This window comes from Ruegeria sp. P8 (genome assembly GCF_056534665.1).
Map to the genome: position 1 here is coordinate 64,059 of NZ_JBQERC010000009.1, position 17,865 is coordinate 81,923.

Here is a 17,865-nt window from a genome sequence, read left to right on the forward strand (position 1 = left end):
TCTCCCGCGTTCCAATACCGCTCAACTAGGGAGGCAATGCGATGAAATCCATCTTGAAGTGGGTGCTGCGCATCGTACTGGCGCTGGTTCTGGCCGCCACTGCCGTCGGGCTGTGGAAGCGCGAAGAGTTGCAGCGCCTTTTGGCCGTGAACTCGTTATTTTCGGAAGAGAAGATCGTTCACAATTTCTCGCACATGGACGAGGCTTTTCTGACCGTGAACCTGCCGCGTGGCGACGCGCCAACCTGGGACTTGCCTTATGGCGAAGGGTTCGAGCTGCCGGAGGGAACCGACAGCTGGATCGATGAACGCGCGGTCACGTCGTTGCTGGTCATACAGAACGGCAAGATCAGATTCGAGGAATATTATCTTGGCACCGGGCCGGATGACCGGAGGATTTCCTGGTCGGTCGCCAAAAGCTATCTTTCGGCGCTTTTCGGTATCCTTTTGCAAGAGGGTGCAATCGGGTCGTTGGATGACCCGGTTGTCAAATATGCGCCAAAACTGAAAGACAGCGCGTATGAAACCGCGTCGATCCGCAACGTGCTGAACATGGCAAGCGGCGTGACGTTTGATGAAGATTACCTCGACCCAAATTCCGACATCAATCGGATGGGGCGTGTGGTTGCCCTGGGTGGTGAGCTGGACGATTTCGCAGCCTCACTGCAGGACAGCTTTGCGACGCCGGGTGAAACCTGGCAATACGTGTCGATCGACACCCATGTTCTGGGCATGGTTATACGCGGTGCGACCGGGCGGAACGTGGCAGACCTTCTGACGGAGAAGATCCTTCAACCGTTGGGGCTGGAGCGGGACGGATACTACATCACTGATGGTGCAGGGGTCGCTTTTGTTTTGGGGGGCCTCAACTTTACGACGCGTGATTTCGCCCGGTTCGGACAAATGATCCTGCAGGACGGCATCGCGAATGGAAAACAACTGGTTCCTGCCGAATGGATTTTCGAAGCCACCCAACCCAGCGCACCGACCGCACAAGGAGAGATCGGGTACGGGTATCAATGGTGGATTCCCCGCGGCGCGCATGAAGGAGAGTTTCTGGCCCGTGGCGTCTATGGGCAATACATCTATTTCAACCAGCCCAGGGGGGTTCTGATTGTGTCCACCGGTGCAGACAGGCTGTTCCGTGAACCCGGCGTAAATGACCTGAACATCGAAATGTTCCGCAAGATTGCGGAAAGTCTGTAAGATGCCATTATGCAGAAACAAGAAAGTATCAATGTACTGGGTGGCGTTCTGGCCCCTTGCTCTCGCGACCCTTTGACGGGTTTTTTCCGGGATGGCGCGTGCAATACCTGCCCCGAGGATCAGGGCAGTCACACAGTCTGCGCCGTGATGACGGCCGAGTTTCTGGCATTCTCAAAATATGTCGGCAATGACCTGAGCACGGCACGGCCCGAATTCGACTTTCCAGGCCTTCGCCCAGGCGACAGTTGGTGTTTATGCGCCAGCCGGTTTTTGCAAGCTCATGACGAAGGATGTGCGCCACAGGTTCATCTGGAGGCGACACATCAACGCGCGCTTGAGATCGTACCGCTCGACATTCTGCTTCAAAATAAGGCAAAGAACTGAAGGGCCGCCAAAGGGGCGCACGGCTGATTCAGAATGCCATTTGCCAGATCAGGCTGACACTGTAGTTTTCAAAACCGCTTTCGCCGATACCATCATAGAACAGGTTTGCGGCCAGAAGGCTGTTGTTCTCCAGCCGGTAATCAAATCCCAGATCAGCGCGGGCGCGGGCGGTATCCCCTATCGGTGTCACGCCAGGAACAGTGCCTGAGCCGGATGTTGTGCTCCAGATACCAGACAAACCACCGCTCAGCATCATCTGACCACGCGACACCTGGATTGGGTGACTGAAATCCATACCCAGCCGTGCAGTGGTCAGGCTGAAATCCTGCTGTGGGATCAGGTTGCCCAGACTATCGGTATAAGCCTCCTGATCGTCGCTGGCATAGCTAACATCCAGCAGCGGCATAAGCGTCAGGTCACCGCGCTTGAACTCTCCGGTTACGCGCGACTGGATCAGCCAGCGTTCACTATCGAAACTGTCGGTATAGGTGCCCAGTGGAGAAATGTCGTTATCAGCCTGACCGTACAGAACGCGCCCTTCGAAAAACACCGGCTGGCTGGGCAGTTTGGCGACGACATAAGGTCCGACCAGCCACCCTGTGCCATCCACGCTGGCCGGGCCGTTTTCGGTTTCGGCATAGTCGATCTGCAACATGGCGCCGATCAGAAGGTTCGAGTTCACCCAGCCATGCGCCCCCACCACGGCCAAGGCATAAGAACTGTCGTAATCGTTTTGAGAGCTCCAGTTCCCGGACAGATTGAACCAGACCGGGTGGGTTGGGTCACTTGCAAATTTCAGATACCCCGATCCTTGCGTTACCGACGAGTCCAGCGCACCTGATCCTGATTGCTGAAGAAACTGCGTCAGCTCTGGCTGATTGGTCACGAGGCTGTTGGCCCGGGCGTTCTGAAAGGCCTGCACCAGTCGCTGTGTGTCCGTTACACCCTGTTGTGTGCTGACCCTGTTGGACGCAAGGTTCAGGTTCCCGGCGGCATCCGAAAAAACGCCTGCGGGAATAAACAGCTCAATTGTACCGTTATTTTGCGCAGTTAACGTCGCAACATAATTGGTTCCCGATCCTGTCAGGCTTGCGGAGGCATTGGTAACCGACAAGTCGCCCACCGTGAAATCTGTGCTGGGTTCACTCAGTGTGATCACCGCTTGGAACGTACCGTTCCCGATTGTTGTCAGCGCACCAATTGAGGCCGTCGGCTGCGTCGTGTCTGCCAAAGTCCGAGTGTTGATAATCTGGGTATTCGTGACACCCGACAGCGCGATTTCATAAAGGTAAAGCGGCCCTCCGACGGTTTCGCGCGCGGTGAACATGACCCCAAGATAGCCATCAGCGGCGTAAGTGGAATCGGCTCCATTCTGGCTGAGTATCGTCGCGCCAATATATCCAAGATTGGCCAATCCTGCTGGCGTAATAGCAGGTTGAGTCAAAACACCATTGTTGAAATAGAACGATCCTCCCGGGCCTTCTCCCGAGCCGCCCAACGACATGAACGCTGTCGCAGTACTTTGGAGATTGGAAAAGAAAATCTGCCCGCCGTTAGGTGTTGCGACTGTCTGGGACGGAAACGAAGGGTTGCCAAACGCCAGACCCTCTTTGACGCTTCCCATCAAAAGCGCGGAAACCAAAAGACCCAGGCACGACAGCCTCGTAATTGCGGACCAAACCATATTACCTCCTACAGCACCGCGTGGGTGCCAAACACCAGAGTGCCCGGGGTTAAAATCGCATCCCAAGCAGCGTCATCCTTGCCCCATCTTCGCAGAGACATCCCCAGAACCGGCGGCAAATCGCCGGTTAATGAGAAGTTAATTCAATTGGAAGACGCTGTATAGAACGCGGCAGGAATCAACTGGGGCGTGCGGGACACGTCGTGTTGTTAGAACAACCGGGTTTTGACCAAGGCTAACTCTCAAACAGCTTGAAACACCCAGTATTTACAGTGTCGTCGCGCGGAGAAAGAAACCTGAGGCAGGCTACGCTGGAAACTCGTCTGCAAAGACAGAAGGGACATAATCGCTGAAATTTCAGCAATTTTACAACAGTGTGGCTCCACTTGCCGCACTGACCACCATTTGGAAACCTTCGGGCGCAAGTGGAACAGGGCGATATCGCTTGTGGGCGATTCTTTGGCCGGGCTCCGGCGGGTCCAAAAGGATCGCTTGCGACGGCGAGCATACGATGACAAAACCGGATGACACGCCGGGTAGGAGCAACAATCCATCTGCGCTCCGCAAAACAGCAATTAGATCCGAAGACCATTTCGGACCGGCGCTACAATCACGGGTGGACCGACGGGTTTTCCCGGCAGCTTGATTGATCGAAATTGTAAACCGGGGCATGTGGCCCCGGTTCGAAATCAACCGACAGTGCGACCCTCGGTGTCAGACATATCGAAGTTCAGGTATTTTGCGACGGTCTGAACATCCTTGTCACCGCGTCCACACATATTCATGCAAATCAGGTGGTCCTTGGGCAACTCTGGCGCGATCTTCATGACATGCGCCAGAGCGTGGCTGGGTTCCAGTGCGGGAATGATACCCTCGGTGGCACAGCACAGCTGGAATGCCTCAAGCGCTTCCTTGTCGGTAATCGAGACGTAAGTCGCGCGACCGACCTCATGCAACCAGGAATGTTCGGGCCCGATACCCGGATAGTCCAGACCAGCCGAAATCGAATAGCCTTCCAGAATCTGCCCGTCATCATCCTGCAACAGATAGGTCCGGTTGCCATGCAGAACGCCCGGGCGACCGCCTGTCAGCGAGGCACAATGCTCCATCTTTTCGTTTACACCTTTACCGCCGGCCTCAACACCGATGATGTTGACGGCCTTGTCATCAAGGAAAGGATAGAACAGGCCCATCGCGTTCGAGCCGCCACCGATAGCTGCAATGATCGTATCCGGCAGACGGCCTTCGGCCTTCATCATCTGCTCTTTGGCTTCCTTGCCGATGATCGACTGGAAATCACGCACCATCGCCGGGTATGGGTGCGGACCGGCCACTGTGCCGATGCAGTAGAACGTATCGCGCACATTGGTCACCCAGTCACGCAGCGCGTCATTCATCGCGTCCTTCAGCGTACCGCGACCCGAAGTGACCGGGATCACTTCGGCCCCAAGCAAGCGCATACGAAACACGTTCGGCGCCTGACGTTGCACGTCGTGGGCACCCATATAAACGATGCATTTCAAACCAAATTTCGCACAGACCGTGGCTGTGGCCACACCGTGCTGCCCTGCCCCGGTCTCGGCAATGATCCGGGTCTTGCCCATGCGGCGCGCCAGAATGATCTGGCCCAGCACGTTGTTGATCTTGTGTGCGCCGGTGTGGTTCAGCTCATCGCGTTTCAGATAGATCTTCGCCCCGCCCAGATGCTCGGTCAGGCGTTCCGCGAAATACAGAGGTGAGGGGCGGCCCACATAGTTAGCCCACAGATCATCCATCTCGGCCCAGAAGGTCGGATCATCCTTGGCTTTGTTGTATTCCTCTTCCAGTGACAGGATCAGCGGCATCAGCGTTTCGCTGACAAAACGCCCGCCGAATATGCCAAAGCGCCCTTGCTCATCAGGGCCGGACATGAAGGAATTGAAAAGATCGTTGGCCATGGGTGTCTCCCTCGTCGTACCTGACTTTCATAGGTGGTCGTCGCGGGATTTGCCATGGCAAAACGCACCATGTCGCCCCCTGGCAGCGGCAAACAAAATCAGCGTGTCGCGTCGATAAATGCCTGTATCAGTCCAGCGTCCTTTACGCCCGGCGCGCTTTCAACACCCGACGCCACATCGACTTGCCGCGCACCCGTCATGCGGATCGCCTCAGCGACATTGTCTGGGTTCAGACCACCGGACAACATCCACGGCCTGCGCCAATATTTTCGACCTGCCAGCAGCCGCCAGTCAAAAGGAAGACCGTTGCCGCCGGGAAGTTCCGAATTCTTCGGCGGCTTTGCATCGATCAGAAGCTGGTCTGCAACTTCGGAATACAGATCAATCGCAGCCAAATCCTCGGCCTCGGCAACACCGATCGCCTTGATGACGGGCAGGCCATAGCGCTGCTTGATCTCTGCCACACGCTCGGGGCTCTCTCCGCCGTGAAGCTGCAACATATCCAGCGGAACCCCCGCGACAATCTCATCAAGCTGCGCGTCCGAGAAATTCACGGCCAGAGCGACCTTGGCGACGCCGACTGGTACTTCGGCGGCCAACGCCGCGGCTTGCGGTATCGGTGCGTAACGGGGCGATTTGGGAAAAAAGTTGAACCCGACATAGCGCGCACCGGCTGCAACGGCTGCGCGCACATGTTCTGAGGCGGTCAAACCGCAGATTTTAACGGACACATCGGTAGACATAAGCCTCAACTGGCCTCGTCAAGCAGGGCCAGAACATCATCCTTACCCTCGTTCTGCTTTTTCTTGAGCTTCTTGACCTCGCGTTCAAGCTTGCGGACCTCGCCCTTTTTCACGGTCGCATCGCGGCGGTGTTTGTGTTCCCGCAGCCATTCCCACATGAAACCGATGATCAAACCGGCGACAACACCGCCCAGAACGACCAGAAAAAGTGGTAAAGAGGTACTGACGTTAAAGCCCAGAAGCTCGGCCAGAGCATCGGGCATCAGTTTCAGTTCTACAGACTGAACATTTGCCAAGGAAACGGAAATCAGAACGATCCCGAGAGTCCCAAGAAAAGCATATCGAAGGTAACGCATCATGAGGTCAGGCTTTACCGTTCAAACGATCCCTGAGCAACTTACCAGTTTTGAAAAATGGTACACATTTTTCCTCGACCTGAACGGTTTCACCGGTACGGGGGTTGCGCCCAACGCGGGCATCCCGCTTTTTCACCGAAAAGGCACCAAAGCCACGCAGTTCGACCCGGTCGCCGCGCGCCATGGCATCGGTGACTTCTTCGAACACGGTGTTCACAATCCGCTCGACATCACGCTGATAGAGATGCGGGTTTTCGTCAGCGATTTTCTGAATCAGTTCTGAACGGATCATTCGTGATACCCTCCCAGGCAGCCGGTGTGACAGGTCTACTGTTTTGACAGTATAGGAAAAAACCCAGAACGGGGGAACGGATACTCTGCGTGTTGAGGCTTTATTTTGCCATATTCTCACACGAAATTTTGCCCGACAGGGCGATTTACACACTTCAAGCGCGAACATTATCGAGTTTGAGCAGCGTGTTTGGAACATGTTGATTCGCAACAAAAACGGCCCCGCACTTCCATGCGAGGCCGTAAATCATACTTGGGATGCGCCCCGGGCTTAGTCGCCCGACTTCAGCGCTGCGCCCAGAATGTCGCCCAGCGACGCGCCCGAGTCGGAAGAACCGTACTGTTCCACGGCTTCTTTCTCTTCTGCGATCTCGCGTGCCTTGATCGACAGACCCAGACGACGGGTCTTGCTGTCGACGTTGGTTACGCGGACATCAACCTTGTCACCGACCGAGAAACGCTCGGGGCGCTGTTCGGAACGGTCACGCGACAGATCGGAACGACGGATGAACGACTTCATGCCTTCGTACTCAACCTCGATGCCGCCATCTTCGATTGCAGTCACTTCGACAGTGATGACCGAGCCACGCTTCACGCCGCCAACGGCTTCTGCGAACTTGTCACCGCCCAGAGCTTTGATCGACAGCGAGATACGCTCTTTCTCGACATCCACTTCCGAGACAACGGCCGAAACCATGTCGCCTTTGCGGTAGTTCTGGATCGCATCCTCGCCACGCTCGTCCCAGGACAGGTCCGACAGGTGAACCATGCCGTCGATGTCGCCCTCGAGGCCAATGAACAGACCGAATTCGGTAATGTTCTTGACTTCGCCTTCGACCTCGGTGCCCTCGGGGTGGGTTTCTGCAAACACTTCCCATGGGTTGCGCTGAGTCTGCTTCAGGCCCAGAGACACGCGGCGCTTGGCACCGTCGATTTCCAGAACCATGACGTCGACTTCCTGGCTGGTCGAGACGATCTTGCCGGGGTGGACGTTTTTCTTGGTCCAGGACATCTCGGACACGTGCACCAGACCTTCGACACCGGCTTCCAGTTCGACGAATGCGCCGTAGTCGGTGATATTGGTGACGCGACCCTGATGAACCGAGCCCAGCGGGTACTTGGCAGCAACCAGATCCCACGGATCTTCCTGAAGCTGCTTCATGCCCAGGCTGATGCGGTGGGTGTCTTTGTTGATCTTGATGACCTGAACCTTGATGGTTTCACCGATCGTCAGGATCTCGGACGGGTGGTTCACACGACGCCATGCCATGTCAGTGACGTGCAGCAGACCATCAACGCCGCCCAGGTCAACGAATGCACCGTATTCGGTGATGTTCTTGACCACGCCCTCGACGTTCTGACCTTCGGTCAGGTTGCCGATGACTTCGGCGCGCTGTTCGGCACGCGATTCTTCCAGGATTGCGCGGCGCGACACAACGATGTTGCCACGGCGGCGGTCCATTTTCAGAATCTGGAACGGCTGCTTCAGACCCATCAGCGGGCCTGCGTCGCGTACGGGGCGTACGTCAACCTGCGAACCGGGCAGGAATGCAACTGCGCCACCCAGATCGACGGTGAAGCCACCTTTGACGCGGCCAAAGATTGCACCATCGACACGCTGGTCGTCGGCATATGCTTTTTCCAGGCGGTCCCATGCCTCTTCGCGGCGGGCCATCTCGCGCGAGATGACGGCTTCGCCACGGGCGTTTTCTGCGGCACGCAGGTAAACTTCGACCTCGTCGCCGACAGCGATTTCAGGGGCTTCGCCGGGATTTGCGAATTCTTTCAGATCAACGCGGCCTTCCATTTTATAGCCTACGTCGATGATGGCTTGACCGGCTTCAATCGCCAGAATCTTGCCTTTGACAACAGAACCCTCTTCGGGCGTGTCCATTTCGAAGCTTTCGTTCAGGAGGGCTTCGAATTCCTCCATGGATGCGTTAGCCATGTGGCGTTCATTTCCTTTACAGTACGTTTTTGCTGGCCGAGCGGTTGTCTCCGCCGGTCTTGTTTCATGATGTCTTCAAGCGTGATCCGGTGCGCCCCTGAGCAAACAAACACAAAGGGCCGAGGTAACCCGGCCCTGCTCAGAAACGTCATCCGGACGTTGACCGCCCTTGTATCGACAGCGCGCGTATAGGCTGAATCTTGAACCGGTGCAAGTGCAAAGCCTGTGGTGTGCGGCAGCGCGCGCAGGAACTCCTGCCTAACGCTGATCCCCAATGCGATTTGGCAATCTGAACGATAGCGGGTTCTGACTGAACAAGTCTGCATGGTCTGCGGCCGGTTCTTGTCAGAAGGAATCCTGGTACCGGGAACCGAACCACGCGGCTGAGCCTCAGCTTGCAACGCAAAGGTGATATGTCTCAACTTTTCGCGCGTCACGCGGCGCCCGGCTTCCTGCGTCACAGGATGGATGGTGGAGATTTGGAGAGTGAACGCCAACCATTCGATTGTTTGTACGATCTGCAAGATTTGGTGACGTATCTGAGATTAAACGTTCCGTATCCCTTCCCTAACTTAGCTTTATCGGTCGACAAAGAGGTCGACCCGAAACCAGAACCAAAAGGAAAACATCATGAAATCTCTCATCTTTACCGCCATGGCAACTGCAATTGCCCTGTCCACCCCAGCCTTTGCTGCTGACGAAATCAACGTGTCCAACGGCATTTCAGCCGCCGGTGCACCGTTGGCCGCCCATGGGGTTGATCTGGTTGCACTGGTCAATGATGGCAACCCGGTCGAAGGCTTCGCCACTCACTCGTCAACTTATGACGGAGCCTCCTACTATTTCACGTCCGCCGCGAACCGAGAAGCGTTCGAAGCAAACCCTGCTGCATACCTTCCGCAGCACGGTGGCTTCTGTTCGTTCGGCGTATCGGTCGGCAAGAAATTTGACGGTGACCCGGATCAATACCTTGTCGCAGACGGAAAACTGTTTCTTTTCCTGAATGCGGAAACCCGGGCAGCCTTTTTGAAGGACGTTGTCGCCACCGCAAAGACGGCGGATGACCAATGGGCGAATATCAAAACCGTCGCCGTGGGCGAGCTGTAAGACCTGCCCCGTTTGCCTGCGGCGTTAACGCGTCGCGGGCAGTTTTGCGTTGATCACCTCAAGGGCTTTGGCCAACGCCGCCTCGATACTCAAATCGGTGGTGTCCAACCGCACGGCATCCTCAGCGGGTTTCATCGGAGCGGTGCTGCGCTCAGCATCCCGCGCGTCCCGTTCTCTGACGTCCGCCAGAACCTGTTCACGGGTTACGTCAGCGCCTTTTGCACTAAGCTCCAGGAAGCGCCGCTCGGCGCGCACTTCTGCACTGGCTGTTACAAACAGCTTCACTTCGGCATCTGGACAAATCACCGTGCCAATATCACGACCGTCCAGAACGGCCCCACCTGCCCTGCGGGAAAAGGCGCGCTGAAAATCGACCAAGGCAGCGCGAACCTCTGGAAGAACCGCCACTTTGGAAGCTGCCTGCGCAACGTCGGCCGTGCGCAGGTCGCCCTTCTCAAGCTCCTCTGCGGTCAGAGACTGCGCGGCTTCAATCGCGCTTTCCCCCTCAAGCGTACGCCTTCCGACAGCGCGATACAGCAAACCCGTGTCCAGATGAGCAAAGCCGAAATGCGCCGCCACGGCCTTTGATATCGTGCCCTTGCCCGCAGCCGCTGGTCCGTCAATGGCAACCGTGAAACTCAAGTGCGCTCTACCTTTGCACCCAGCGACTCCATCAGTGGTTCAAAGATCGGGAACGACGTCGCGATCGGGCCGCCGTCATCCACACTCACGGGGCTCTGTGCCCCCATACCCATCACCATGAACGACATGGCGATGCGGTGATCCAGAAAGCTTTCGCAGGTGCCTCCTCCCGGAACGTTGCCGATGCCCAGCCCTTCAACCGACCACCAATCGTCACCTTCGGCAACAGTCACCCCGTTGGCGCGCAGGCCACGGGCCATGGCGTCAATCCGGTCGCTTTCCTTCACGCGCAGCTCTTTCACGCCGCCCATCATCGTTGTGCCTGTGGCATTTGCAGCCACTACCGACAGAACCGGGTATTCATCGATCATTGAGGCGGCACGCCCGGAAGGAACGTCGATGCCTTTCATGTTGGGCGAGTATTTGGCGCGCAAATCGGCGACTGGCTCGCCCCCCTCTTCGCGTTCGTTTTCATAGGTCAGATCAGCGCCCATCTCGCGCAAGGTCGTATAGAGGCCCGCGCGTGTGGGGTTCAAACCGATCCCAGGCACCAAAACATCGGATCCAGGTGTGATCAACGCCGCGCAAACCGGAAAAGCCGCACTGGACGGATCGCGCGGTACAGCGATGACCTGCGGCTTCAGTTCCGGGCGACCGGTCAAAGTGATAACTCGGCCCTCGTCGGTATCCTCGACGGTGATCTCGGCACCAAATCCAGCCAGCATCCGTTCGGAATGGTCACGCGTGGCCTCTTTCTCGATCACAACGGTTTTTCCGGGGGCATTCAGACCCGCCAGCAGAACGGCAGATTTCACCTGCGCCGACGGCACAGGAACTTCGTATCGCACAGGGGTCGGGTCCGCCGCGCCAACGATGGTCATCGGCAAGCGCCCGCCGGATCGCCCAACCGACTCTGCCCCAAACAGGGCCAGAGGGTCTGTAACACGCGCCATGGGGCGTTTGTTCAGGCTGGCATCACCAGTAAATGTCGCAGTGATCGGAGAGGTCGCCATCGCCCCCATGATCAGCCGCACACCGGTTCCCGAGTTGCCACAGTCGATCACCTGACCCGGTTCGGCGAAGCCACCGACACCCACGCCGTGCACTGTCCATTCCCCGTTTCCGTGATCTGTGACCTCGGCACCGAAGGCACGCATCGCCTTGGCGGTATCCAGAACGTCTTCGCCCTCCAGCAAGCCCGAAATCCGGGTTTCACCCACGGCCATTGCGCCAAGGATCAGCGACCGGTGCGAAATCGACTTGTCGCCGGGCACCTCTGCCATGCCGGTCAGCGGGCCGCAGGGATGCGAGGTCATCGGGATGGGCGTGCCGTGTCCGGACATGAGGGCTCCTTTTGCGTTATCAGTGCTCAAGCCGATTAGCGAATTGACGCCCGTTGGTCCAGCGGCAATCAGCCTTTGCGTCGGAAGGTCAGGTAATGAGGTGTCCGACCCTCGCGCAGCGCCTTCTGTTCGTATCGCGTGGAGATCCAGTCGCCCCACGGCTCGCGCCAGTCAGAAGGGCGTTCGGCCAGCCATTCAAACCCGGCGCGTGGAACCTCTTCCAAGGTCTGACGCACATAATCGGGAATGTCAGTTGCAACCCGGAAGATCGCCCCGGGTTTCAGCACTTTCGCCAGCGGTTCAAGATGTTCCTGGGTTACAAATCGACGGCGATGATGCCGCGTTTTGGGCCATGGGTCGGGATAGAGAAGGAACGCGCGCGAAATGCTCGCCTCTGGCAGCACGTCGAACAGATCGCGCACATCTCCGGGGTGCACGGCAAGGTTTTCAACACCTGCCTGACGGATTTTGCCCAGCAGCATGGCAACACCGTTGATGTAAGGCTCGGCCCCGATGATGCCAATGTCAGGATTGTTTTGCGCCTGGTGCACCAGATGCTCACCACCGCCAAAGCCGACTTCCAACCAGACCGGTTTACCGCCGTACAGGCCGTCCAGGTCCAGCGGCTTGCGTTCAGGGTTGGTGTCCCAGTCCACAGCGCCGGGTGACAAGGCGGCCAGATCTTCGTTCAGATAGGTCTTTTGACTGGGCTTCAGGGTCTTGCCCTTGAAACGGCCATAAAAGTTTCTGCGCGGGCGTTGTGGGGTCTCGGTGCTCATGGCGGTGGCCATACTGCGCAGCGGAGCACGTTGCAAGAGCGTGCACCGCCCCAAAGAAAAAGCGCGCCCCTGAAGGCGCGCTTTGGATTTTTCAGATCAAACTGCTGATTTCAGCGCGTCGACCAGATCAGTGCGTTCCCAGCTAAAACCGCCATCCGCATCCGGTTCGCGGCCAAAGTGACCGTAAGCCGCAGTACGCTGGTAGATCGGCTTGTTCAGCTGAAGGTGCTGACGAATGCCGCGGGGTGTCAGATCCATGATCTGACCAACTGCTTTTTCGATCGCCGCATCTGCAACCTGACCCGTGCCATGCGTGTCTGCGTAAATCGAAAGCGGCTTCGATACGCCAATGGCATAGCTCAACTGAATGGTGCAGCGCTCAGCCATACCGGCGGCTACGACGTTTTTCGCCAGGTAGCGCGCGGCATAGGCCGCCGAACGGTCAACCTTGGTCGGATCTTTGCCCGAGAAAGCACCGCCACCATGCGGGGCTGCGCCACCATAGGTATCCACGATGATCTTACGACCGGTCAGACCAGCGTCGCCATCCGGCCCGCCAATAACGAATTTGCCGGTCGGGTTGACGTGCCATTCGGTTTCGGCCGACAGCCAGCCTTCGGGCAGGGTTTCACGGATATAGGGTTCAACGATGGCGCGGATATCATCCGACGTCAGCGCCTCATCCAGATGCTGCGTCGACAGAACGATCGAGCTGACGCCGACTGGTTTGCCGTTTTGATAAACGACAGACAACTGAGATTTCGCATCCGGCCCCAGTGCAGGCTCGGTGCCGTTCTTGCGCACTTCGGCCAGACGCCGCAGGATTGCGTGCGAATACTGGATCGGCGCAGGCATAAGCGCAGGCGTTTCTGTTGTGGCAAAGCCAAACATGATGCCCTGGTCGCCAGCGCCTTCGTCCTTGTTGTCCGCGGCATCCACGCCCTGCGCGATATGGGCGGATTGTTCGTGCAGAAGGTTCGTCACCTCGACTGTTTCGTGGTGGAACTTGTCCTGCTCATATCCGATGTCTTTCACGCACTCGCGCGCGATTTCTTCGATGCGGCCCATGTAGTCATGCAGTTTGTCCTTGTCCGACAGACCAACTTCGCCACCGATAACGATGCGGTTGGTCGTGGCAAAGGTTTCGCAGGCCACGCGCGCCTCAGGCTCTTCGTTTAGAAATGCATCAAGGACAGCATCCGAGATACGGTCACAGACCTTATCCGGGTGCCCTTCAGAAACGGATTCCGAAGTAAAAGTATAGTTCTGTCGGGACATAAATGTGCTCCATTAAGGTTTCTCCGCCACGCCAGGAAGCCGTTGTGACAGACCACAGACGCATACGCTTGCCCAAAGTTGGGGTCAATCTCTAATTGCCCGGTTGCCGCGGGTACCAAACAGCGCCATCGCCAGAATAATCAGTAAGACAACAACGATCGGACTGCCCCCGATACGTGCATAAGTCGTGCGACGGTGTGGTTGCGGCAGCACGGCGTCCACATATCCTGCCTTACCCAGAGCCAACGACGCAGTCACCCGACCCAATGGGTCAATCATGGCCGATACACCGGTATTGGCCGAACGGATCATCGGCAAGCCCTGCTCAATTGCCCTCATCCGGGCTTGCACCAGGTGCTGAAACGGTCCCGACCGTGTTCCAAACCACGCGTCATTAGTGATCTGCAATAAGAAGTCAGCCCGACCCGGCGCACCATTCACATCTTGCGGGAAAATGGCTTCGTAGCAAATCAGGGGCAATGCGCTTCCAAGCTTGCCGAGGTCCAAAAGGGCGGGGCCCGGCCCCGCGCTGAACCCGTGCCCGGTTGTCGCCGCCAGACCACTGACCCCGAAACGCCCCATCAGATCACCCAACGGGACGTATTCACCGAAAGGCGCCAGGTGGTGTTTGTCATACACCCCTGCCAGACGCCCGGTTTCATCCAGATAGACCAGCGAGTTGAAGATCCTCGGGCCTTCTGCGCGCTGAATCCCCAATATCACCGGCACACCCTGCGCGGCATCCGCAACAGTTGACAGAAACGGTTGCGCGCTACCTAACCAAGCTGGAACTGCGGTCTCGGGCCAGACAATCAGGTCGGGTCTGGGAAAAGCTGCGGTATATTCAACCTGACGCGCGAAAAACAAAGGCGCATATGCCGGATCCCATTTTTGGTGCTGAGGGGCATTCGGCTGAACCACGCGAACCAGATGCGAACCGTCCTGAACGACGGGTCGCGTCGACCCATAAGTAATCGCCAGCGCGGCCATCGCGACTGTAAAACCCAGGGTCCGCGCCAAACCGTTCAAGGGTTTTTCCTGCACCATTGCCGCGCCAATTGGGAATGTTGCTGCAAAGGTCAGCGCGTTCAACCCATATGGCCCAACCAGAGACAGCACCTGAGCCACCGGTGTATCCACCCAGATCTGCGCGACGCCAGCCCATGGAAAGCCGGTCAGCACATATCCACGCGCCACCTCGGCCAGGGACAAGACTGCAACCAGTAATATGCCCTGACGAATGGGCGTGGCACCAATTTTGCGCGACAAGCCAAAGGCGGCAGCCCAGAACAAGGCCAATCCGCCCGCTAAGAACACCAACGCAAACGGGGCCATCCAGGCATGGCGTTCAGCATCTACCTGAAACGGCTCAATGATCCAGCCAAGGGCATGGGCAAAATAGCCGGTCGCGAAGGCCCAGCCGACCCAGGCCGCCCGGCCTCGGGTTTCGCTGGCAAGGAAAATTGGCACAATCAGGACCAGAGCCAAAACGGTTGCGCCCCAAAACAGATGAGGCGCCTGACCAAACGCACCTGCCCCGCCAAGGGTGGCAGCGACCAACAATCTCAACGATAATGGCCAGCCCCGTACCGGGGTCATGCAGCAACGTCCGGCAACATGACGCGCAGCCGTTTGATACGGCGTGGATCGGCTTCGATCACTTCGAATTCCGGGCCCTCTGGGTGAATGACAACCTCACCCCGCGCCGGAACGCGGCCGGAGAGCATAAAGACAAGTCCGCCCAGAGTATCGATTTCCTCTTCGTCGACGTCTTCATGACTGGTCAGAGACCGGCCAATCTCGGCCTCGAAATCTTCGAGCGGCACACGCGCCTGTACCACATAGCATCCGGGCTTTTCCTGCACCCAAAGCTGGTCTTCATCCGCATCGTGCTCGTCAGCGATTTCACCCACGACCTGCTCGATCAGGTCTTCGATCGTCAGCAGACCATCAACGCCGCCATATTCATCAATCACCAATGCCATGTGACGCCGCTCGGTTTGCATCTTGGTCAACAAGACGCCGATTGGCATGGATGGCGGCACGAACAATAGCGTCCGCAGCATAGAGGTCAGATCAAACTTTTTACCCCCACCGTTGAAACCGTGGGTCAGAGCAAAATCCTTGAGGTGAACAAAACCAAGCGGTGTATCCAAAGTTCCCTCATAGACTGGAATCCTCGACATACCACTGCTTCGGAAAACGTCCGCCAGTTCATCTTTTGTGATCGTCGAAGGTACCGAGACGATTTCAGCGGTAGGGATGGCAACATCCTCAACGCGCATCCGGCGCAGGTTAATCATCCCGCGTGGCTGCGCCACAGCCGCGTTTTGTCCGTTCACCGTCTGGTCCGGTTGAGTATCATCGCTCGAAAACACTTCGAGAATACGAGAAAACAGACCGGTTTTCTCTTCCGTTTCAGTACTGCTGTCCTGAGGTTGCGCGCTTTGCGCCGCCCTAGAACTGCCTTCTATTTCGCCCATTACCTTGTTCCAACTGATCGGGTCTTGAACCCACATTATACCTTATATGGGTCATCAATACCCAATTTGCCAAGTAACTTGACCTCAATCCCTTCCATCAAGGTGGCATCGGGGTCACGAATGTGATCATAACCCAGCAAATGCAACGTTCCGTGAACAAGCAAATGGGTCACGTGATCACTCATTGCCTTGTTGGCTTCGGCCGCCTCTCGGGCGCAGGTGTCATAGGAAATCGCAACATCGCCCAGAACAATCTCGCCGGTAAAGTCCGGCTCTGGCAGGCGTGGTGATTGCCCTGGCTCGTCCGGAGCCAGGTCTTCCGCAGGCCAGCTCAGCACATTGGTGGGCGTCGGTTTGCCGCGAAATTCTGCGTTCAGTTCTGAAATCCGCGCATCGTTGCATCCCAGAATACTGACTTCGCACAGCTCCGGGGCCAAACCGCAATGGGTCAGAACGGCGTTAATCGCCTTTTGTGACAAGACCTCAAGATCTTGCCACCTTTCGTCTTCGAGAGTGAGATCCAGGGTCATCTTACCGCACAACAGCCTCGTTAACGGGCTATGTGCTCACGTGGTTTCACGGCCCGCATCGGCCTCATACGCCTCGATGATCGCAGCGACAAGCGGGTGGCGCACCACGTCTTTCGAGGTGAAGTAGTTAAAACTGATATTCGGGATCGTTTTCAACAACCTCTCAGCGTCCGCCAGACCCGATTGAACACCACGCGGCAAATCGACCTGTGACCGGTCGCCCGTTATGACCATGCGGCTTCCTTCGCCCAGACGGGTCAGGAACATCTTCATCTGCATCGTGGTGGCGTTTTGCGCTTCATCCAGAACCACAAATGCGTTGGCCAGCGTACGACCGCGCATAAAGGCCAGCGGAGCGATTTCGATTCGTTTCTCTTCGATCAGTTTGGCCAACTGTTTTCCGGGCAGAAAATCGTTCAGCGCGTCATAAAGCGGTTGCATGTAAGGGTCGACCTTATCCTTCATGTCACCCGGCAGATAGCCCAGTTTCTCGCCCGCCTCGACCGCCGGACGGCTCAGGATGATTCGATCCACATGTCCGCCGATGAACATCGAAACACCGACCGCCACCGCCAGATAGGTCTTACCCGTCCCCGCCGGGCCAATTCCAAAGGCCAGCTCATTGTTGAACAGTGACTGGACATAGGCTTTCTGGGCGTCGGTGCGCGGCTCAACCAGCTTCTTGCGGGTCTTGATCTCGACAGAACCGCCCTTGAACATCTCAAGCTGATCGCCATCGCGGCTTCCGGTTCCCTGCTCCGAAACACCCATCCGCAACTCGCGATCGACGTCTGCGGCCTCAACCTCGCGCCCACCTTCAAGCCGTGTATACAGCGATTTAAGCACTTCAACCGCCTGTTTCTGAACATCTTCATCGCCCATAACAACCAACTGATTGCCGCGACGTACAATCTGGACCGAAAGCTTGGTTTCGATCTCGGCCAGATTGCGGTCATATTCACCGCACAGGTCAATCAGCAATCGGTTGTCTGGAAATTCTACGAACGCCTCGTGTTGGGGCATTTCATCTTGCGGTGGGGTCAGGGCACCGATGGCCAATCCGCTCTCCTGTCTTGGCTGTTCACCCCGAGCGTAGACAACAAATCTTGGTAGGCGCAAGCCACAGTTTCAAAAATAAACGCTGAGATGTCGTAA

18 protein-coding genes and 1 riboswitch are annotated in these 17,865 nt (G+C 57.1%); of the genes, 3 read left to right on the plus strand and 15 right to left on the minus strand.

Annotated elements, in window-relative coordinates; translation table 11 throughout:
• The first annotated feature begins 41 nt into the window (after window positions 1-41).
• A complete protein-coding gene (locus tag ACR0BZ_RS12260) occupies window positions 42-1,205 on the plus strand; it encodes a serine hydrolase domain-containing protein (RefSeq protein ID WP_480911112.1) in 1,164 nt (387 codons plus the stop codon).
• A 9-nt stretch (window positions 1,206-1,214) separates the two neighbouring features.
• Window positions 1,215-1,589 carry a DUF2237 family protein gene (locus ACR0BZ_RS12265; protein ID WP_480911115.1) on the plus strand — a complete coding sequence of 125 codons (375 nt, stop codon included), beginning with the start codon at window positions 1,215-1,217 and terminating at the stop codon, window positions 1,587-1,589.
• A 28-nt stretch (window positions 1,590-1,617) separates the two neighbouring features.
• Here the strand turns inward: ACR0BZ_RS12265 and ACR0BZ_RS12270 are convergent, their stop codons facing one another.
• From ACR0BZ_RS12270 to ACR0BZ_RS12300, 7 genes are all read right to left on the minus strand, one after another.
• Window positions 1,618-3,273, minus strand: a complete 1,656-nt coding sequence (locus tag ACR0BZ_RS12270) for an Ig-like domain-containing protein (RefSeq protein WP_480920319.1) — start codon at window positions 3,271-3,273, stop codon at window positions 1,618-1,620.
• A 689-nt stretch (window positions 3,274-3,962) separates the two neighbouring features.
• A complete protein-coding gene (gene trpB / locus ACR0BZ_RS12275) occupies window positions 3,963-5,210 on the minus strand; it encodes a tryptophan synthase subunit beta (RefSeq protein WP_209505407.1) in 1,248 nt (415 codons plus the stop codon).
• A gap of 98 nt (window positions 5,211-5,308) precedes the next feature.
• The gene (locus tag ACR0BZ_RS12280; RefSeq protein ID WP_480484014.1) at window positions 5,309-5,953 is read right to left on the minus strand and encodes a phosphoribosylanthranilate isomerase; all 645 of its coding nucleotides are present in this window, start codon (window positions 5,951-5,953) and stop codon (window positions 5,309-5,311) included.
• Window positions 5,954-5,958: 5 nt separating this feature from the next.
• On the minus strand, window positions 5,959-6,309 hold the full coding sequence (locus ACR0BZ_RS12285; protein WP_267365457.1) for a LapA family protein: 351 nt from the start codon (window positions 6,307-6,309) through the stop codon (window positions 5,959-5,961).
• 7 nt (window positions 6,310-6,316) lie between these two features.
• Entirely contained in the window at window positions 6,317-6,601 is a 285-nt protein-coding gene (ihfB, locus tag ACR0BZ_RS12290; protein WP_050603110.1) for an integration host factor subunit beta, read from the minus strand.
• 270 nt (window positions 6,602-6,871) lie between these two features.
• Window positions 6,872-8,548 (minus strand): 30S ribosomal protein S1, encoded by a 1,677-nt coding sequence (gene rpsA / locus ACR0BZ_RS12295; protein WP_480484015.1) that lies wholly within the window; start codon window positions 8,546-8,548, stop codon window positions 6,872-6,874.
• On the minus strand, window positions 8,509-9,072 hold the full coding sequence (locus ACR0BZ_RS12300; RefSeq protein ID WP_480920320.1) for a hypothetical protein: 564 nt from the start codon (window positions 9,070-9,072) through the stop codon (window positions 8,509-8,511). Before ACR0BZ_RS12300 ends, rpsA begins: the two co-directional genes overlap by 40 nt.
• A 106-nt stretch (window positions 9,073-9,178) precedes the next feature.
• Here ACR0BZ_RS12300 and ACR0BZ_RS12305 point away from each other — a divergent pair, with 106 nt between their 5' ends.
• Window positions 9,179-9,655 carry a YHS domain-containing (seleno)protein gene (locus ACR0BZ_RS12305; RefSeq protein ID WP_480920321.1) on the plus strand — a complete coding sequence of 159 codons (477 nt, stop codon included), beginning with the start codon at window positions 9,179-9,181 and terminating at the stop codon, window positions 9,653-9,655.
• Window positions 9,656-9,679: 24 nt separating this feature from the next.
• Here ACR0BZ_RS12305 and ACR0BZ_RS12310 read toward each other — a convergent pair whose 3' ends face one another.
• The 8 genes from ACR0BZ_RS12310 to ACR0BZ_RS12345 form a co-directional block, all read right to left on the minus strand.
• On the minus strand, window positions 9,680-10,297 hold the full coding sequence (locus tag ACR0BZ_RS12310; protein ID WP_480920322.1) for a (d)CMP kinase: 618 nt from the start codon (window positions 10,295-10,297) through the stop codon (window positions 9,680-9,682).
• Window positions 10,294-11,640 carry a 3-phosphoshikimate 1-carboxyvinyltransferase gene (gene aroA / locus ACR0BZ_RS12315; RefSeq protein WP_480920323.1) on the minus strand — a complete coding sequence of 449 codons (1,347 nt, stop codon included), beginning with the start codon at window positions 11,638-11,640 and terminating at the stop codon, window positions 10,294-10,296. Before aroA ends, ACR0BZ_RS12310 begins: the two co-directional genes overlap by 4 nt.
• Before the next feature lie 68 nt (window positions 11,641-11,708).
• Window positions 11,709-12,419 carry a tRNA (guanosine(46)-N7)-methyltransferase TrmB gene (trmB, locus tag ACR0BZ_RS12320; RefSeq protein ID WP_480920324.1) on the minus strand — a complete coding sequence of 237 codons (711 nt, stop codon included), beginning with the start codon at window positions 12,417-12,419 and terminating at the stop codon, window positions 11,709-11,711.
• Window positions 12,420-12,515: 96 nt separating this feature from the next.
• Window positions 12,516-13,697: a methionine adenosyltransferase gene (metK, locus tag ACR0BZ_RS12325; protein WP_480920325.1), complete on the minus strand. Its 1,182-nt coding sequence runs from the start codon at window positions 13,695-13,697 to the stop codon at window positions 12,516-12,518.
• 5 nt (window positions 13,698-13,702) lie between these two features.
• A riboswitch (SAM-SAH riboswitch) is annotated at window positions 13,703-13,751 on the minus strand.
• A gap of 30 nt (window positions 13,752-13,781) precedes the next feature.
• The gene (gene lnt, locus ACR0BZ_RS12330; protein WP_480920326.1) at window positions 13,782-15,296 is read right to left on the minus strand and encodes an apolipoprotein N-acyltransferase; all 1,515 of its coding nucleotides are present in this window, start codon (window positions 15,294-15,296) and stop codon (window positions 13,782-13,784) included.
• Window positions 15,293-16,180 carry a hemolysin family protein gene (locus ACR0BZ_RS12335; protein ID WP_267366995.1) on the minus strand — a complete coding sequence of 296 codons (888 nt, stop codon included), beginning with the start codon at window positions 16,178-16,180 and terminating at the stop codon, window positions 15,293-15,295. The genes lnt and ACR0BZ_RS12335 overlap by 4 nt, the downstream gene beginning before the upstream one ends.
• A 35-nt stretch (window positions 16,181-16,215) precedes the next feature.
• Window positions 16,216-16,710, minus strand: coding sequence for an rRNA maturation RNase YbeY (gene ybeY / locus ACR0BZ_RS12340; protein WP_480920327.1), 495 nt, complete (start codon window positions 16,708-16,710; stop codon window positions 16,216-16,218).
• 36 nt (window positions 16,711-16,746) lie between these two features.
• Entirely contained in the window at window positions 16,747-17,769 is a 1,023-nt protein-coding gene (locus tag ACR0BZ_RS12345) for a PhoH family protein (protein WP_480920328.1), read from the minus strand.
• Window positions 17,770-17,865: the final 96 nt, after the last annotated feature.

Excerpts from the sequence above, each read along its gene's own strand:
- ACR0BZ_RS12260 (WP_480911112.1), top strand. The coding sequence starts at position 42 with ATGAAATCCATCTTGAAGTGGGTGCTGCGCATCGTACTGGCGCTGGTT.
- ACR0BZ_RS12265 (WP_480911115.1), top strand. The coding sequence starts at position 1,215 with ATGCAGAAACAAGAAAGTATCAATGTACTGGGTGGCGTTCTGGCCCCT.
- ACR0BZ_RS12270 (WP_480920319.1), bottom strand. The coding sequence starts at position 3,273 with ATGGTTTGGTCCGCAATTACGAGGCTGTCGTGCCTGGGTCTTTTGGTT.
- trpB (WP_209505407.1), bottom strand. The coding sequence starts at position 5,210 with ATGGCCAACGATCTTTTCAATTCCTTCATGTCCGGCCCTGATGAGCAA.
- ACR0BZ_RS12280 (WP_480484014.1), bottom strand. The coding sequence starts at position 5,953 with ATGTCTACCGATGTGTCCGTTAAAATCTGCGGTTTGACCGCCTCAGAA.
- ACR0BZ_RS12285 (WP_267365457.1), bottom strand. The coding sequence starts at position 6,309 with ATGCGTTACCTTCGATATGCTTTTCTTGGGACTCTCGGGATCGTTCTG.
- ihfB (WP_050603110.1), bottom strand. The coding sequence starts at position 6,601 with ATGATCCGTTCAGAACTGATTCAGAAAATCGCTGACGAAAACCCGCAT.
- rpsA (WP_480484015.1), bottom strand. The coding sequence starts at position 8,548 with ATGGCTAACGCATCCATGGAGGAATTCGAAGCCCTCCTGAACGAAAGC.
- ACR0BZ_RS12305 (WP_480920321.1), top strand. The coding sequence starts at position 9,179 with ATGAAATCTCTCATCTTTACCGCCATGGCAACTGCAATTGCCCTGTCC.
- aroA (WP_480920323.1), bottom strand. The coding sequence starts at position 11,640 with ATGTCCGGACACGGCACGCCCATCCCGATGACCTCGCATCCCTGCGGC.
- trmB (WP_480920324.1), bottom strand. The coding sequence starts at position 12,419 with ATGAGCACCGAGACCCCACAACGCCCGCGCAGAAACTTTTATGGCCGT.
- metK (WP_480920325.1), bottom strand. The coding sequence starts at position 13,697 with ATGTCCCGACAGAACTATACTTTTACTTCGGAATCCGTTTCTGAAGGG.
- lnt (WP_480920326.1), bottom strand. The coding sequence starts at position 15,296 with ATGACCCCGGTACGGGGCTGGCCATTATCGTTGAGATTGTTGGTCGCT.
- ACR0BZ_RS12335 (WP_267366995.1), bottom strand. The coding sequence starts at position 16,180 with ATGGGCGAAATAGAAGGCAGTTCTAGGGCGGCGCAAAGCGCGCAACCT.
- ybeY (WP_480920327.1), bottom strand. The coding sequence starts at position 16,710 with ATGACCCTGGATCTCACTCTCGAAGACGAAAGGTGGCAAGATCTTGAG.